16 protein-coding genes are annotated in these 15,736 nt (G+C 66.1%); 9 read left to right on the forward strand and 7 right to left on the reverse strand.

The annotated features are described in order from the left end of the window. Positions 1-31: 31 nt before the first annotated feature. The 3 genes from ACQ859_RS11480 to ACQ859_RS11490 are packed head-to-tail and all read left to right on the forward strand — an operon-like array spanning position 32 to position 2,097. Positions 32-1,201, forward strand: a complete 1,170-nt coding sequence (locus tag ACQ859_RS11480; protein ID WP_431265885.1) for an epoxide hydrolase family protein — start codon at positions 32-34, stop codon at positions 1,199-1,201. Positions 1,202-1,206: 5 nt separating this feature from the next. After that, entirely contained in the window at positions 1,207-1,626 is a 420-nt protein-coding gene (locus tag ACQ859_RS11485) for an acyl-CoA thioesterase (RefSeq protein ID WP_431265886.1), read from the forward strand. Between the two features lie 3 nt (positions 1,627-1,629). Then, entirely contained in the window at positions 1,630-2,097 is a 468-nt protein-coding gene (locus tag ACQ859_RS11490) for a hypothetical protein (protein ID WP_431265887.1), read from the forward strand. A 175-nt stretch (positions 2,098-2,272) separates the two neighbouring features. Here ACQ859_RS11490 and ACQ859_RS11495 read toward each other — a convergent pair whose 3' ends face one another. From ACQ859_RS11495 to ACQ859_RS11510, 4 genes are all read right to left on the reverse strand, one after another. Then, the gene (locus tag ACQ859_RS11495; protein WP_431265888.1) at positions 2,273-2,725 is read right to left on the reverse strand and encodes a MarR family winged helix-turn-helix transcriptional regulator; all 453 of its coding nucleotides are present in this window, start codon (positions 2,723-2,725) and stop codon (positions 2,273-2,275) included. Next, complete coding sequence (locus ACQ859_RS11500; protein WP_431265889.1) at positions 2,722-3,135, reverse strand: ester cyclase; 414 nt, start codon at positions 3,133-3,135, stop codon at positions 2,722-2,724. The genes ACQ859_RS11495 and ACQ859_RS11500 overlap by 4 nt, the downstream gene beginning before the upstream one ends. An 87-nt stretch (positions 3,136-3,222) precedes the next feature. Then, positions 3,223-4,653, reverse strand: coding sequence for a TolB family protein (locus ACQ859_RS11505; protein WP_431265890.1), 1,431 nt, complete (start codon positions 4,651-4,653; stop codon positions 3,223-3,225). 92 nt (positions 4,654-4,745) lie between these two features. After that, positions 4,746-5,483, reverse strand: a complete 738-nt coding sequence (locus ACQ859_RS11510) for a TetR/AcrR family transcriptional regulator (protein WP_431265891.1) — start codon at positions 5,481-5,483, stop codon at positions 4,746-4,748. Between the two features lie 341 nt (positions 5,484-5,824). Here ACQ859_RS11510 and ACQ859_RS11515 point away from each other — a divergent pair, with 341 nt between their 5' ends. From ACQ859_RS11515 to ACQ859_RS11525, 3 genes are all read left to right on the forward strand, one after another. Then, a complete protein-coding gene (locus ACQ859_RS11515; protein ID WP_431265892.1) occupies positions 5,825-9,190 on the forward strand; it encodes a di-heme oxidoredictase family protein in 3,366 nt (1,121 codons plus the stop codon). Positions 9,191-9,496: 306 nt separating this feature from the next. Continuing rightward, positions 9,497-10,558 (forward strand): YbhB/YbcL family Raf kinase inhibitor-like protein, encoded by a 1,062-nt coding sequence (locus tag ACQ859_RS11520; protein WP_431265893.1) that lies wholly within the window; start codon positions 9,497-9,499, stop codon positions 10,556-10,558. 34 nt (positions 10,559-10,592) lie between these two features. Then, positions 10,593-11,444: a helix-turn-helix transcriptional regulator gene (locus tag ACQ859_RS11525; RefSeq protein ID WP_431265894.1), complete on the forward strand. Its 852-nt coding sequence runs from the start codon at positions 10,593-10,595 to the stop codon at positions 11,442-11,444. Between the two features lie 6 nt (positions 11,445-11,450). Here the strand turns inward: ACQ859_RS11525 and ACQ859_RS11530 are convergent, their stop codons facing one another. Continuing rightward, positions 11,451-11,891: a MerR family transcriptional regulator gene (locus ACQ859_RS11530; protein ID WP_431265895.1), complete on the reverse strand. Its 441-nt coding sequence runs from the start codon at positions 11,889-11,891 to the stop codon at positions 11,451-11,453. Between the two features lie 20 nt (positions 11,892-11,911). Between ACQ859_RS11530 and ACQ859_RS11535 the strand changes: the two genes are divergently transcribed. After that, the gene (locus tag ACQ859_RS11535; protein ID WP_431265896.1) at positions 11,912-12,550 is read left to right on the forward strand and encodes a nitroreductase family protein; all 639 of its coding nucleotides are present in this window, start codon (positions 11,912-11,914) and stop codon (positions 12,548-12,550) included. An 83-nt stretch (positions 12,551-12,633) separates the two neighbouring features. Here the strand turns inward: ACQ859_RS11535 and ACQ859_RS11540 are convergent, their stop codons facing one another. Beyond that, a complete protein-coding gene (locus ACQ859_RS11540; protein ID WP_431265897.1) occupies positions 12,634-13,080 on the reverse strand; it encodes a winged helix-turn-helix transcriptional regulator in 447 nt (148 codons plus the stop codon). Positions 13,081-13,171: 91 nt separating this feature from the next. Here ACQ859_RS11540 and ACQ859_RS11545 point away from each other — a divergent pair, with 91 nt between their 5' ends. Next, positions 13,172-14,413, forward strand: coding sequence for an MFS transporter (locus ACQ859_RS11545; RefSeq protein ID WP_431265898.1), 1,242 nt, complete (start codon positions 13,172-13,174; stop codon positions 14,411-14,413). 110 nt (positions 14,414-14,523) lie between these two features. Continuing rightward, the gene (locus tag ACQ859_RS11550) at positions 14,524-15,042 is read left to right on the forward strand and encodes a hypothetical protein (protein ID WP_431265899.1); all 519 of its coding nucleotides are present in this window, start codon (positions 14,524-14,526) and stop codon (positions 15,040-15,042) included. Between the two features lie 94 nt (positions 15,043-15,136). Here ACQ859_RS11550 and ACQ859_RS11555 read toward each other — a convergent pair whose 3' ends face one another. Continuing rightward, the gene (locus ACQ859_RS11555) at positions 15,137-15,676 is read right to left on the reverse strand and encodes a hypothetical protein (protein WP_431265900.1); all 540 of its coding nucleotides are present in this window, start codon (positions 15,674-15,676) and stop codon (positions 15,137-15,139) included. Positions 15,677-15,736 lie beyond the last annotated feature (60 nt).

Genomic DNA, 15,736 nt, shown 5'->3' on the forward strand with positions numbered 1-15,736 from the left:
GAGGCTGTCGGTGTGACGGCCCGGAGATCCCATGCGCGTCGTCCCCTTCAAGATCCATGTGCCCGAAGAGCGGCTGACCGACCTGCGTGAGCGCTTGTCGCGCGTCCGTTGGCCCGCGTCGCTGGACGAGGCCGGTTGGGCGGACGGCACCTCGCTGGCGTTCATGCAACGCCTCGTGGTGCATTGGCGGGACCGCTTCGACTGGCGGCAGCATGAGGCGAGGCTGAACGCCTTCAGCCATTTCATGGCGACCGTCGACGGCGCGGACGTGCACTTCATCCATCAGAAGAGCGCGTCGCCGCACGCGTTCCCGCTGGTGCTCACGCACGGCTGGCCGGGCTCGGTCGTCGAGATGACGCACATCATCGATCTGCTCACCGATCCGGCCGCGCACGGCGGCGATCCCGACGATGCGTTCGACGTGGTCGTGCCGTCGCTGCCGGGCTATGGCTTCTCTCCCGCGCCGAAGACGACGGGCGTGGGCGCGCGCGAGATCGCGGGCCTGTGGCACGGCCTGATGCAAGGCCTGGGCTACGACCGTTTCGGCGCGCAGGGCGGCGACATCGGGGCAGGCGTCTCGACGTGGCTCGCGCGGCGCTTTCCGCAGTACGTCGTCGGCATCCACTTGAACTACATCCCGGGCGGCTTCAAGCCGCATGTCGACGAGCAGCACGCGCCCGTCACCGACGAGGAACGTGCCTTCCAGACCCTGGCCGCCGGCTGGTATGCGGAGGAGGGCGCCTACGCCGCGCTGCAAGGCACCAAGCCGCAGACGCTGGCCTATTCGCTGGCGGACTCGCCGGTGGGGCTGGCGGCGTGGATCGCAGAGAAGTTCCGCTCTTGGAGCGATTGCGGTGGTGACATCGAGCGCGTGGTCTCGATGGACGAGCTGCTCACCGACATCTCGCTGTACTGGTTCAACGACAGCATCACGGCCTCGCTGCGGCTCTACAAGGAGAACCGCGCGCGACCGCATGTCTTCGAGCCCGGCGAGCGCGTGACGCCGCCGATGGGCATGGCGCTGTTCCCCAAGGAGCTGCCGACGCCGCCGCGCTCATGGGTGGCGCGCGCCTACGACGTGCAGCGATGGGAAGTGATGCCGCGCGGTGGGCACTTCGCGGCGCTGGAGCAACCCGAGTTGCTCGCGACTGAGATCCGCGAGTTCTTCCGTCCGCTGCGCGCGCAACTGAAGCGGGGATGATCGGCATGCGATTCGAATTGCCCGAGGACAAGAAGCTCGTCCACGAAACCCGCATCCAGATCCGCTGGGGGGACATGGACGCGATGGGCCACGTCAACAACACGGTCTACTTCAGATATCTCGAGATCGTTCGCGTGGAGTGGCTGGACAGCCTCGGCCATCCACCCAGTCCCGATGGACAGGGCCCGGTGATCGTCAACGCGTTCTGCAACTTCCACAAGCAGCTCGCGTATCCGGGCGAGATCCTGGCGAGGCACTACGTGTCGAATCCGGGACGATCGAGCTTCGACACGTGGATCACGCTGGAGCGGCTCGACGAGCCGGGTGTCATCTACGCGTCGGGTGGTGCCACGACGGTGTGGCAGGACGCGACGATCAAGAAGTCGGTGCCGTTGCCGGAGTGGCTGCGGCAGCATCTGGATTGAACGATGGGCACCAGATCAACGATCTTCAGATTTCGCAGCGATCTCTTTGAGATCGACCCTCAGGAAGATGAGGAGACCAACCCGTTCTGCTACGGGCGCTCGCTGGCGAAGTGGATCCGCGCGAGGTTTGTTGAGCTCGGGTATCGAGTCGAGCCAATCATTGCGGAAGACTGGGGCTGGTGCGTGATGCTCAGTCGTGACCCGTTCATGCTTTGGATCGGATGCGGCAATGATCGCTCGGTGTTCTACGACGACGCGAGGCACGAGGGCACGAATTCCGTCGCGCCAGACGGGCGCGATGTCGATTGGACTTGCTACGTGGGGACCGATGTCCCTGCCTGGACGTCATTTTTTTGGCGGAGGTTGCTGAGTCGAGAGAGTCTCGACCAGCAGGTAGTCCTTGTGTCCAATCAACTGCGGACCGTCCTGACGGCGGAGACGCGCATAGCGCTGATCGACGACCGGTCGTAGCGCTGCGTCGTTGTCGCAGGGTCACGATGGCGCGAAGTTCAGACGTGCCCACCGCCGATCGCTTCAGGCCGCGGCTGCGTTGAGGGGGCGATGAGTATCAGATGGACTTCGACCACCCTTCGGAAGACTTCGTCACTCTCTAGCGTCGGCTTGCAAAGACCGGCTTTTCATGCCCTCACTCGGCGTCGATCAGCCGTAGCAGCAGCGGAACGGCCCGGCTCAATTCCTCCCGTTCAAGAGGGGACAGCTTCTCGTCGATCGCTTGCGCCAGCCAGTTGGCGCGGACCTGACGATCCTTCTCGACGGTGCGGCGACCCGCGGCCGTCAGACTCATCAACCAGCCTCTGCCATCCGCAGGATCCGGTTGGCGCTTCAGCAGTCCTACCGTCTCGAGGCGCATGACGACCAGCCGCATCGACTGATGGGTCACGCCGCGGCTCTCGGCCAGGCCTGCGATGCTCATCGGGCCGGCATGGGCGAGTTCGGCCAAGGCATCGGCTTGTGCGTCGCGCGGCGTGCCGCTCTGGCTCCTGACGGCGCGGACGAAACGTCCGACGGCGCCCCGCAGGGATTCCGCCAGCGCCTCTGAGGGGGCAGCGACCGGTGCCGTCCGGGTCTCGCCCGTCATGCCGACCTCAACTGCGCCAGGACGGCCCCCAGCGTATTGACGCCCCAATGCTCGGCGTAGCGTCCATCGCGCACAGCGACGATGTCGATGACGTCAATGCGCACCGCGCGCCCCGTCGCCGCGACGCTCATTAGCGGCCCGGTGTGCACACCGCTCAAGGTCTTCCGGGTAGTGACCTTCTCGCCTTCGCACAGCTGCTCATGGATGTCGACGCGCAAGTCGCTCAAGGCCGGACGAAGCAGATGCTCAAAGGTATTCCACATGCCACTCGCATCGCGCGGAGCGCCGGCCGGTGCCGACCAGTTGACGAAATCCGGAGCCATCAGTTCCTCGAATGCGTCGCGACGGCCTTGTTCGATCACTTCGCGATTGAAGCGCTGCACGACCTGTTTGCGGGATGTGCTGTCCATGTCTACTCCGATGAAGCTTGTCGGCGAAGGCGCCGAACATCTTCAGTATATACAGTCAAGCTGTATAAAAGCATCGAGGCCGGAGCTTCACACTTCTTGCGCGCGCTGGAGCGACTCGCTGTCGCTACCCGCGCAGTTCCCACTCCGTCCGTCGTGCTCCGGCAGCGGCGCTCCTGGCAACTCGATCGCATAGTGCAGCGACAGCAGCTGCCACCCCTGCGGCCCCAATTGCCACTGCGTGCTGTTCACGCCCACATAGTCCGGCGCTGCCTGCGCGGGATCGCGGCGTGACTCGACCACGCTGTAGACCTCGGCATGCCCCGCATAGCGGCGCAGTTCCCGGTGGATCTCACATTCATGCAGTGCCCGTGCAGTCGGCTTGCCGACGGCGGCGACGAAGGCCTCGGCAGACCAACTGCGCACTTGCAGCTGGCTGACCTGGGCATCGAGCTGCTGGCCCCAGACCCGCGCTTGCGGATGCATCAACGCGCTCAGGCGTGCCGCGTCCGCGGGTTGTCCCGCCGCATGGCTGAAGGACTGCCACAGCGCGGTGACCTGCGCCTCCAGCGCAGAGCGACTGAATGCCTGCGCCTCGGGGCCGAGCGCGTCGAGCAGCGCCGGCCAGCTCACGCGATACACCTGCGAGAGACCAGGCGCAAAACCCGGCACCGGACGCGTTGACGCAAACAGCAACCACCGCCCGTCGACGGCGATCGACGGCGTGAACTCGAAACCGGCGCCATTGATCGGCGCCGGCAGTCGCAGCGCGGGGCCGAACTGCTCGCCGACGCGCTCGGCCAGATAGAGGTCTGCTCCGCCTTCGCTGCCGGCACGGTTGCTCCACCACACGGCAAAACGTCCGTCGGGGCTGAGGGTGAAATCGTTGTTGGCCGTTCCCTCGTTGATGGGAGGCGGAAGGAGGCGGGGAGGGCTGTTCTCGCCGTCGTCCACCCGGTAGATGGAGAGCTTGCCCGGTCCTCCGATGCGCGTGGACGCGAAGTAGAGCTGTTGGCCATAACGCTCGGGACCGAGTTCCTGTTGCGTGCTCTGCAGCGCATCAGCCAGCCGCCGGGGCGGCGTCCATGACCCGGTGTCGAGATCCAGAAGCCTGGTTTCGAACAGATCGAGATCGTCCTCTCGAGCGGCGGCCTCCTCACCGGGCCGGCTGGAGACGAAGGTCAATGTCTTGCCGTCCCCGGACAGATGCGGGTCCGAGTCGCGCCAGCGTGGATCGGAGAAGGGCAGGGGCTCCGGTGCGCGCCAGGCGCCGCTCGGATCCCGCCGCTGCCAGAAGATCTGCGATTGCTTGAAGCCGGCCGCGGAGCGCGCGAAGACGCGCAGGGTGGCGGTTTCCTGCAGGTTGTAGGTCTGCGTCTGCGGATCCGCGCCGGACAGCTCGACCCGTTCGACGACCAGTCCGGCCGTTGCGACCGCTGGCGCCGCCGTCGCCGCCAGCGCTGGCCCGTGAACGGCCTGGAGGAGAAGCAGGACCACGGGAGTCAGTGCGCGTGCAAGCATGGCGATCGGGCTGGAAGTCCGGGATGCGCGGATGCTAGAAGCGTCGCGAGGACCGGACCCCCGCCATGTGATGAAGCCAGCGAAACACGCCTTCAAGACGGCCGGCGGCGGATGGGATGCCGCGTGAGCGCGCCGGCCGCCGGCCCACGTGTCAGGCGGCGCCGATCACGGCGTCCCCGCGTCGGCCCCCGGCTGAACAGCAAGGCATCCATCACCTTCATGTAGCCCTTGGCCGTCTTCGCGTCCGTGACCTGGACGCCGGTCGTGGCCGCGATGTCCGGCCCCATCACCGACAGCGTGTTGGCCAGCGAGACCATCGCGTAATACAGCAGCACCGGCTCGCCCTTGGGCAGGTCGCCGGCCTTCTGCGCCGCCTTGATCAGCGGCCGGGCCAGGTCGAAGTGCGGCCGCAGGAAATGCTGCGCCAGCCACTCCTGCCGGTCCTCGCTGTGCGCGCCCTCGCGCCGCTGCATCATGAAGCGGTGCAGGTGCGGCTGGTCCAGCGTGAACTGGAAATACGCGATGAACTCCTGCCGCAGCTGCTCGATCGCGGTCGCCGGCTTCGCTTGCCGGATCAATCCTTCGCGTGCCCGTGCAAGCTCCTCATAGACCAGCGTCGCCACCGCCTGCCACAGTACCTCCTTCGATTGGAAGTGGTAGGTGATCAGCTGATGCGTCAGCCCGCTCTGCTCCGCGATCGCACGCATGCTCGCCGCCTCGAAGCCGCGCTCGGCGAATTCCTTCAGCGCGGTCTTCAGGATCGCCTGCTTCGTGTCGGCCGACCGCTGCTGCTCGCGCCGGCGGGGCGTGGAAGTATCCGGAGTGCTCATGCCCGACATCATGCCTTCGTCACGCATGCCAACTACCTCGCCGGAGGTATCGGATGCCCTGGTATTCCGATTGCGTATCGCCCATGTTTCCTTAGTTGGTGCGTTGGTATCGATACCGCCGCAACCGCCCCGGAAGGGGCATCAATTCGACACACATTAAAACTTGCCGTCTGGCAAAACAAACGCGGACACTCGCGCCGCTTGCCCCTCTCACGGGGGACATGTGGTGTTGCGTGTCGATGGGCGGCGCGTGCACCGGACCAGGTCAGGTCCATCGAAGCGGTTGCGGGCACCACCCCCCGCGACACCAATCGCACCCACAGGCACGGGAGGGAACCACCATGGAGTTCAAGCAACTCGGCATCTTGATGGGCAGGGCATTTGTCCCTGCCCTGCTGGGTAGTGCGCTGCTCGCCGCATGCGGCGGCGGCAACGGTCAGCAGGACGGCGGCGTCCAGATCGCATCCGACGACGGCGGCAGCGCCGATTCCGCGGCACGCGCCAAGCGCATGGCCGGCGACAACGGCACCGAAACGGCGCTGACGCCCGTCTCCGCCACCGGCAGCTCGATGGAGCGCGGCGACCTGAACGGCGCCAAGGCCATCGACAAGGACGACAACAGCCGCTGGGGCTCCGCGTTCACCGACAACGAGTGGCTGACGCTGGACTACGGCAGCAGCGTCACGATCACGCGGGTCCGCATCAACTGGGAAAACGCCCACGCGAAGAAGTACCTGCTGCAGACGTCCGAGGACAACAAGACCTGGACGACGATCAAGACGGTCGAGAACAGCCCGGGCGGCGTCGAGGACCTGAAGAACCTCGGCGGCCAGGGCCGCTACCTGCGCGTGCAGGGCGTGACCCGCTCGACGCAGTACGGCTACTCGATCTTCGAGATCCAGGCCTTCACCGGCACGGCGGTCCCGCCGACCACCCCGACGGACCCGACCACGCCGACGAATCCCACGGATCCGACGACGCCGACGAACCCGACGAACCCGACCACGCCGACCGATCCGACGACGCCCACGCAGCCGACGACCCCTGTCGGTGACACGAGCAAGCCGGGCGTGGCGATCAAGCCCGTGGCGGCGATCTCGTCGGCCCCGGAGAACGACGGCCTGTCCGCGAAGAACTCGATCGACGGCAACCTGGCCACGCGCTGGGCCTCCAAGCCTGAAGACGGCGCCTGGATCCAGTACGACTTCGGCACGGCGCAGCCGCTGGGCTACATGAAGCTCGTCTGGGAGAACGCCTACGGCAAGGCCTACGAGATCCAGGTCTCCAACGACGGCAAGGCCTGGACGCGTCTGCGCAACCAGCCGGCCGGCAAGGGCGGCACCGAGGAGTACTTCAACCTCGGCGTGAACACGCGTTTCGTCCGTATCCAGGGCGTGACCCGTGCAACCAACTACGGCTATTCGCTGTTCGAGGTCGAGTTCAAGACCGTCGGCAGCGACAACAGCATCCCGACCACGACGACGACGCCGTTCTCCTTCCCGGTGAACGGCGCGGGCGCGGGTCCGCTGTTCAACCCGCAGGCCCCGATCGAGCAGATCCAGTTCTCGCTGCCGGACGGCACGCTGGTGACGCGTTTCGGTCAGCGCGGCGTCGGCCGTCACGGCCGCGAGCGCGGCGAGGACTGGAACGAGATCGGCTTCGGACCCAACGACACCGTGGATGCCAACGGCAATCCGCAGGACAAGGGTCCGGGCAACTACATGAACTTCGTTGCGAACTACTTCAAGAATCGCACGTGGGGCGTGGAGTTCATCGACAACAGCCGCGTCGCTGGCGTGACCAAGCCGCGTCTGATCGTCAACCAGTACTTCCCGCAGGCGCAGCGCGGCGGCGGCCACTCGTTCTTCCGCCGCATCGACGACCCGGGCGTCACCGGCTACGGCTGGATGTCGCCGGGCCAGCTGCTGGATCCGACCACCTACACGGACGGGTTCGTCGACAAGACGTCCTGCCCGGTGGTGCCGAAGCCGCCGCAGAATGCCCTGGCCAAGCCCGACTCGGGCTACAAGGGCATCATCGGCGCGAACGACGGCTGCTCCGTGGTGCTGGACAACATGCCGGGCCACCAGGACCTGTCGGCCAACGCGAACGGCGTGCTGGTGCCCAACGGCGTCAACATCCCGGCACGTCCGCTGCAGCTGGGCGAGGCGATCGAGTTCACGGGCTCGTTCTTCTCCAGCCGCGCCGCGATGGACGCGATCGGCGACAAGGGTGACATCCGCTACTACACCAGCGAAGTCATCTACGTCATGGGTACCGGCCTGCGTCCGTGGTACGGCGTCCAGCCGCGCCTGAACAGCGTGCCGCTGCCGGATGCCGTCCTGTCGGGCGGTCTGGGTTCCGTCTCGTACAACTACTCGGACGAAGGCTGGCGCATGTTCCAGCAGCCGTTCAACAACATCGGCATGCAGAACCTGCAGCGATTCGTTGAAGGCCGCCGTGCGGTGCACAGCAGCTTCGTGACCGGGCAGCACATCGAGCCGGGCAACGATCCGATGACCTCGATCCAGAACCTGGCGGGCACCCGTTTCAACGCCACGGCCTGCGTGCAGTGCCACACCAACAACGGTCGCAGCCCCGCGCCGTTCACGGTGGACCAGCGTCTGGACAAGATGGCCTTCCACGTTGCGGTGAAGGCGGCTGACGGTTCGATCCGTCCGGACCCGCGCTACGGCTCGGCGATCCAGATGAACTCGACCTCGCCCACCGGCGCGCCGCAGGATTGGGGCAACGCGGTGAAGGTCGCGGGCTTCGAGACCAGCAGCGTCACGCTGGCGGACGGCTCGAAGGTCGAGCTGCGCAAGCCGAAGTTCGCCTTCGACGGTCCCACGCCGCAGCTGTGGTCGGCTCGCGCCGCCCTGCCGCTGCTGGGTGTCGGTCTGCTGGAAGCGGTGCCTGAAGCGGACATCCTGGCCCGTGCGCGCACGACGCCGGATGCTGACGGCGTGGTGGGCAAGGCCAACTTCACGTTCGATCCGGAAACCGGCGCCACGCGTCTGGGCCGCTTCGGCTGGAAGGCGTCCAAGGCCAGCATCCGTCACCAGGTGGCCAACGCGCTGCTGAACGACATGTCGGTGACCTCGCCGGTGTACCCGAACCGCAGCTGCGCGACCGACCCGCAGGGTTGCCGCACGGCGCCGGCGCAGAAGGGCATCCAGGAAGCCGACCTGACCGCGCTGACGCAGTACATGCAGCTGCTGGCGGTGCCTGCCCAACGGAGCATCCCGAGCGGATTCCCGAAGGGTGTGGCCCCGACGGACGAGCATCGCGTGGACGCGGTCCTGGTGGCCAACGGCCGCAAGGTGTTCGACGCGCTGAAGTGCGCGGCGTGCCACACGGCGGAGATGAAGACGGGCAAGAACCATCCGTTCGCGGAACTGCGCGACCAGACGATCCGTCCGTTCACCGACCTGCTGCTGCACGATATGGGCCCGGCCCTGGCGGACAACCTGCCGGAAGGCCAGGCGCAAGGCGCGATGTGGCGTACGACGGCTCTGTGGGGCATCGGCTACACGGAGAAGGTCGCCCAGGGTCAACCGGTCGGCTACCTGCATGACGGCCGCGCCCGCAACCTGACCGAAGCCATCCTGTGGCACGGCGGCGAAGGCGAGAAGTCGCGTCAGCGCTTCGAGCAGCTGTCCAAGGCGGACCGCGACGCGCTGCTGGCGTGGCTGAAGACGCTGTAATCAGACCTTGAAGGAACGGGCGCCCCGCGCGCCCGTTCATCAAGCACAAGGCCGTGGCTCATGCCACGGCCTTTTTTCGTTCTGAGGCCGTTCCTGCCGCCCAGGGCAGGGGGAGACCGCGCCTGCAATTGATCGAATTCCGACATTTTCTGATCGGCACTCAACGGCATCGATCCCGTGTCGCCCGGAGCATTCGCCCGGTGTCTTCACAAGGTGATTTCCATGCCGATTCCAGCTCTCGACCTGTTCCGTTCCACGTCCCATCAGCCTGCGGGGCCAAGTCGCAGACGTCGGCCGCTGCATGCCGTGACCTTGCTGCTGCCTCTGCTCGTCTCGGCCTGCGGCTCCGATGACGACGCGATCGGGGCACCGGCAGATGCGGGTTTTTCGGTGAGCAGCACCAGCCTGGTCGACGGTGCGATGCAGCCTGCGCAGTACTCGTCACGTTGCGCCGGTCAGGACCGGTCACCGCAGCTGTCCTGGCGGAACGTCCCCACCGGCACGCAGAGCCTGGCCTTGACGATCCACGACCGGGATGCCCCGACCGGTTCGGGCTTCTGGCATGCCGTTGTCGCAGACCTGCCTCCGGCGCTCACCGGGCTGGACGAAGGCGCGCTGCAGCCCGCCAGCGGCGCGCCGTTCAGGAACGATGCCGGCGCGGCCGGCTACAGCGGCGCCTGCCCGCCTGACGGTCAGATCCATCGCTACGACATCACGGTGCATGCACTGAGGGTCCCCAAGCTGGCCAGCATGCTGCCGCCTGACGCGAGCCCGGCGCTGGTCGGTTTGGTCATCGCGGGCAACAGTCTGGGCCAGGCCACGCTGACCGCACTGGCTGGGAAGGGCACGCTTGGCAGCGGTCCTGACGAACCCGAGCCCGCCGGCTTCGTGCTGACCAGCGGCGATGCGCCGGGCGGGAAATTCGGCAATGCCCAGTTCGCGCCGGCGGCCGCCGGGTTTGGCTGCGATGGCGGGAACCTGTCGCCGCAACTCGCATGGAGCGGGGCGCCGGCCGGCACCCGAAGCTATGCGATCACGATGCTGGATCTCGACGCGCCGACAGGCTCGGGCTTCTGGCACTGGGTGATGGCGGATCTGCCGGCGAGCGTGCAATCGCTAGCCACCAACGCGGCAGCCGTACCCCCTGCCGGCGTGTTGTCGGTTCGAAACGATGCTGGCATGACCGGCTATGGTGGAATTTGCCCGCCCAGCGGCACCAGCCACCGCTATGAACTGACGGTCCACGCCATCGCGGTCGACAACCTCGCCCAGATGTTGCCCCCTCAGCCGAGCCCGGCCCTCGTGGGCTTCGTGATCCGGGGTAACAGCCTCGGCAAGGCCACGCTCATCGTGACCGGCAGCCGCTGACCTCACGCCTGCTGTGCCACCATCCCCCTTGCGCATGTCCATCCTCGCCCCCACCAGTCCCCTGTCCTTCATGGAGCCACACCTTGCATGGCGTGCGGAGCTGGGGATCACAGCGGCCATCCGCCAGCACTCGAGTGTCGAGATCAAGCGCCTGTACATCGAACAGCCGATCCTGATCGTCGTGGCTCGGGGGGCGAAACAGGTGCGGTGGGATGGCGGCGAATGCCGGGTGCTGCCCGGGCAGGCGGTGGCGGTGGCAGGCGGTCAGGCCGTCGACATCACGAATCACACCGACGCGGTCGACTACTGCGCCTACTGGCTGATGTGGGACCGAAGCCTCCTGGACGAGCATGCGGCACGCCACTCCGAACAGGCCCCGGTCCGCGGTGCGCAGTTCATCGGGACGCTGAAGCCTGACCTCGTCGACGCCTTCACCCGGGCGAGAGCAAGCCTGGGCGACGACACCATTCCCCAAGAGATCTGCCGCCTTCGCCTGCAAGAGGTCCTGGTCTGGTTGGGACTGAGCGGCGTGCGCTTCAACGAGCGTGAGTTCAGCTCAATGAGCACTCGCGTGCGCACGACGCTGAGCCGCGACATCGGCCGATCCTGGAGCGCGCCGGACGTCGCGCGGGAGCTCGCGACCAGCGAGGCGACATTGCGTCGCAAACTGGCGCAGGAAGCGACGTCGTTCAGCGACATCCTGCTGGACACGCAGATGTCGCATGCGCTGCGCATGCTGCAGTCCTCGATGAGGCCGATCACGGAAATCGCACTCGGCTGCGGCTTCCAGACGCCCTCGCACTTCAGCGCGCGCTTCCGCCAGCGTTTCGGGTTCACGCCGAGCGCGATCCGTGTGCACCAGCGCGATCCGTGTACACCCGCGTGACCGGGGTCACTGCGCTTGCGACGACGTGCAGGGCAAGGTTTCGCCAGTCTCGATGCGATGACTCAGCAGCTTGCGCAGATCCAGCAGGTTCTGATGCTGCTCAGCGAGCGTGGCTTGCAAACGCTCCACTTCCTCGAGTCGGACATTGACCTCGGCGTAGGTCTGGCTGTACGAGCATTCGCCTGTCTCGGAGAACAGGCCCCGGATCACCTCGAGCGTGAAGCCCAGCTTCTGGCTGAGACGGATCAGCCGCAGGCGCTCGACCGCGCTGGAGGGGTAGTGGCGATAGCCGTTGTCGGCGCGTAGCGGGGCGGGCAGCAGTCCCTGCCGCTCGTAGTAGCGGATGGCCGATGCCGCCAAGCCGCTTTTCTCCGCGAGTTCCCCGATGCGCATGTTCCGCTTGACCTTGAAGTTGACTTCAAACTTAGTGTAGGCGTCGTCATCCACTTCACGCTGGAAAGCGCTTCATGACCTCGCTTCTCGATCAACTGAACTGGCGCTACGCCACGAAGAAATACGACCCGTCCCGGAAGGTGCCCGCCGACAAGCTCGACCGCATCCTGGAGGCGATCCGGCTCGCGCCGACTTCCAGTGGACTGCAACCCTTCGAGCTCATCGTCGTGTCGAACCCGGAGATCCGGGAGAAGATCAAGGCGATCGGGTATCAGCAGCAGCAGATCGTCGACTGCTCCCATCTGCTCGTCTTCGCCGCGTGGGACCAGACCACGCCGGAGCGCATCAACATGATGTTCGACCTGGCCAAGGACATCCGGCAGACGGCCCACGAAGGGTTGGAGAACTATCGTCAGATGCTGCTCGACATCGTGGCGGCGCGGGGCGATGAGGTCAACTTCCAGTTCGCCGCCCGCCAGGCCTACATCGCGCTCGGCGTGGCGCTCGTCGCCGCGGCGGCAGAAGAAGTCGATGCCACGCCGATGGAAGGCTTCGATCCCGAGGCGTTGGACGAGATCCTCCAACTGCGACAACGCGGCCTGCGCAGCGTCGTGATCCTGCCGGTGGGATACCGCGACGAAGCGGGCGACTGGCTGGTGGGTCTCAAGAAGGTCAGACGCAGCCGCGATGCCCTGATCAGCGAGATCGCATAGGCACCGTCTCGTCGGCGCGAGGGCCGTGGCGCAATGCCACGGTCTTTTCCGTTCAGGACGGGCGATAGGATGTCGGCGGCGGGTCAGGTCTTGCCCACGACCTCGAAGTCGTCGAAGCCCGCCGCGTCGCCGCGCTTGTTCGTGACCGTCAGCCTGCCGACCGGTTGTCCCGTCTGCTTCTCCACCAGGCGCGAATGACGTTCGCCTCGGCGGAACAGATGGTCTTCGCCCCATTGGCGCAGGGCCACGACGATCGGGAACAGCGTCTCTCCCTTGGCCGTCAGCACGTACTGTTGATAGGCCGAGCCATCCGTCGCGGGCTGCACCTCCAGCAGGCCTTCAGCGACCAGCGCCTTCAACCGGGTCGCGAGGATGTTCTTCGCGACGCCCAGGTTGCTCTGGAAGTCGCCGAAACGAGTGATGCCGTCGAAGGCGTCCCGCACGATGAGCAGGGACCAGCGATCGCCCACGATGTCCACTGCCCGGGCCACGGGGCACGTCGCGTCGTTCATGCGCTTGCGCTCAGCCATCTCGATCTCCCCATCGGCGTTCGTGCCATCGGGTTGCATTTTAAAACTACCTGATATGCTGAGATGGTTTCAAAACAAAACCAGTCGCGCCATGCCGGAATCTTCATCACCGGGCTCGTCGATGCCCGCTTCTCAGCTCTTGCTGTTTGCTGTCATGGGCGCCGTCTGCGTCGCCAATGTCTATCTCGCCCAGCCATTGCTCGACAGCCTGGCCGCCGACTTCAACGTGCGGCCCGCTGCGATCGGCTCGATCGTGACGGCGACGCAGGTCGGGTCGGTGCTGGCGCTGTTGCTGATCGTGCCGCTGGGCGACCGGTTTGCGAGAGGCCGTCTGATGCAGGTGCAGTTGATCGGCCTCCTGTTGGCGCTTCTCGCGGTTGCGATGGCCGGGAACTACCACTACCTCCTGCTGATGGGCGCAATGGTGCTGGTCGGTGCGCTCGGCACGGCGATGACGCAAGGCATCCTGGCGTATGCGGCCAACGCTGCGGCGGCCCGCGAGCGCGGGCGCGTCGTGGGGGCCACGCAAGGCGGCGTGGTCATCGGACTCCTGCTGGCGCGCGTCTGGGCTGGTGGTGTTGCGGACCTGCTGGGATGGCGAGGCGTGTATCTCGCATCCGCGGTCGTGGTGACGGTTGTCGGTGTCGTGGCTTGGCGGCGGTTCCCCGTGTTGCCCACGATGCGGTCGAGCTTGAGCTATCCGAAGTTGGTCGTCTCCACATTGGCGCTGCTGCGCACCGACCGCGTGCTCCTGCGCCGAGGCCTCCTTGGCCTGCTGCTCTTCGCCGTGTTCAATGTCTTCTGGAGTGCGCTGTCGTTGCCCCTGACGGCGGTGCCGTACTCGCTCTCGCATTCGGCGGTGGGGGCGTTCGGATTGCTGGGCGCGGTAGGCGCATTGGCCGCAGGAAGGGCAGGGCGCTGGGTCGATCGCGGCTGGAGCCGGCAGGCGAGCGCTGCCGCGCTGTTGCTGATGGTGCTCGCGTGGGTGCTGCTGGCCGGCATGCAGTTGTCGCTGTGGTGGCTGATCGTCGGCGTCGTCGTGCTCGACCTGGGCTGCCAGACATTGCACGTCACCAACCAGTCGCTGATCCTGCGAGGACCCGCCGAATCGCACGGTCGACTCATCGCTGGTTATATGCTGTTCTATGCGGTCGGCAGTGGGGCAGGGGCGATGGCGTCGACGATGGTCTACGCGTGGAGTGGATGGATGGCGGTGTGCTTGCTCGGTGCCGGGATCAGCTTGCTGGCTCTCGCGTTCTGGGCCGCGACAGAACCCAGCAGGCGCGGCGACTGTCCGACTGCAAATGCCGCATCAACGACTGCGACGACCTGACAGTCCGCAGCGGGAGCCATTCCTGCCTCCCATGGCAGATCCGAGCCGGGCGCCGTCATCCGCGCCCGATTCCGCCGGCCATCGTCGCTGGCCATCCGATGGTGGAGACCATGAAGAACCTCGTCATCTGTGGGACTCTCGCTGCCACCTTGCTCGGCTTGCCCGGCATGGGTCGGTGCGCGGAGATCGTCCTTGAGCAGTCCGCGGTCCAGTCGCTGCTGATCGAAGGACTGTTCAAGGAGGAGGGGAAGCTCTATCTGCAGAAGGGCGCCTGCTACGCCTATCTCGAGGATCCCAAGGTGTCGCTCCAGAACGGGCGCGTGGTCATCCGGGTCCATCTCAGCAGCAAGCTGGGTGTTCCCTCGGGACGGGACTGCCTTGGTGTCGCGTTGGCGAGCTGGGCGACCGTGTCAGCGGCTCCGGTCGCGCAGGGTCACGTCGTGCGCTTGACCGAGATCCGCGTGGACGAGGTGGAGGATCCCAACACGCGCAACCTCCTGAACCTCGGCCTTGCGCCGGCGTTGCCCGGTGCCGTCGAGTTCGATGTGAAGAAGGCGGTCGAGGAGATGCTCAAGGGATCAGGGAGTCGCCTGCAGGGGAAGTGCAGGCGCTCAAGATCGACGCCGTGAAGGCGGGTGACAACAAGCTGTCGATCGACTTCGACTTCAAGCTGGTGGGGAGATGACAGGCGGTCGAGAAACCCATGCGTTTTGAGCGGCTCGCCTAGGCCTGAGCCCAAAGCAACGCTGCACGCGAGAGGCCCAACTCTTTGAGTCGGTGGTCCAGGTTGATAAGCACATAGTCGCGCTCTTCGGGGTAGCGTTCCGCGACACGCCGGTAATGCGGCAGCAGCGAGCGGTCCTTGAGTCCGTCCAGCGCCTGCAGCGTGGCATGGACAACGGTGCTGTCCTCGTCGCCCAACCCGGCGATGAAGCTGTCCATGTACAACTGCCGGTTCGGCACTTTTCCCAGTGCATGCATGGCTTGGCGGCGTATGCCGGCCTGCTCGTGACGGACGAACGGCGTCAGGATTGCGCCGCGGTCAACGGGCAGGGCTTCCAGTACGTAGGTGAAGAAGCGGAAGGTATCTAGGTCGGCAATACGTTCGGCGATGGTCAGGACCTCTGCCTGCCAATCCGGCACTTGGTCGCGCGCATGCCAGTGCAGGCATTGCAGGAAAGCCAGCGGCTCCTGCACCGCCAGCACAGCGAGCAATGCCTGCGCTTTGCCTGGGGCGTGCTTGCAAACGATCTGGCAGATCAACGAAAGGTGCTCTTCGTTCCCCGATTGGCGTCCAGCGAGCGCGTCCAGCGTGTCATCGCT

Source organism: Roseateles chitinivorans (genome assembly GCF_050632235.1).
Classification (GTDB): Bacteria; Pseudomonadota; Gammaproteobacteria; order Burkholderiales; family Burkholderiaceae_C; genus Roseateles; species Roseateles chitinivorans_A.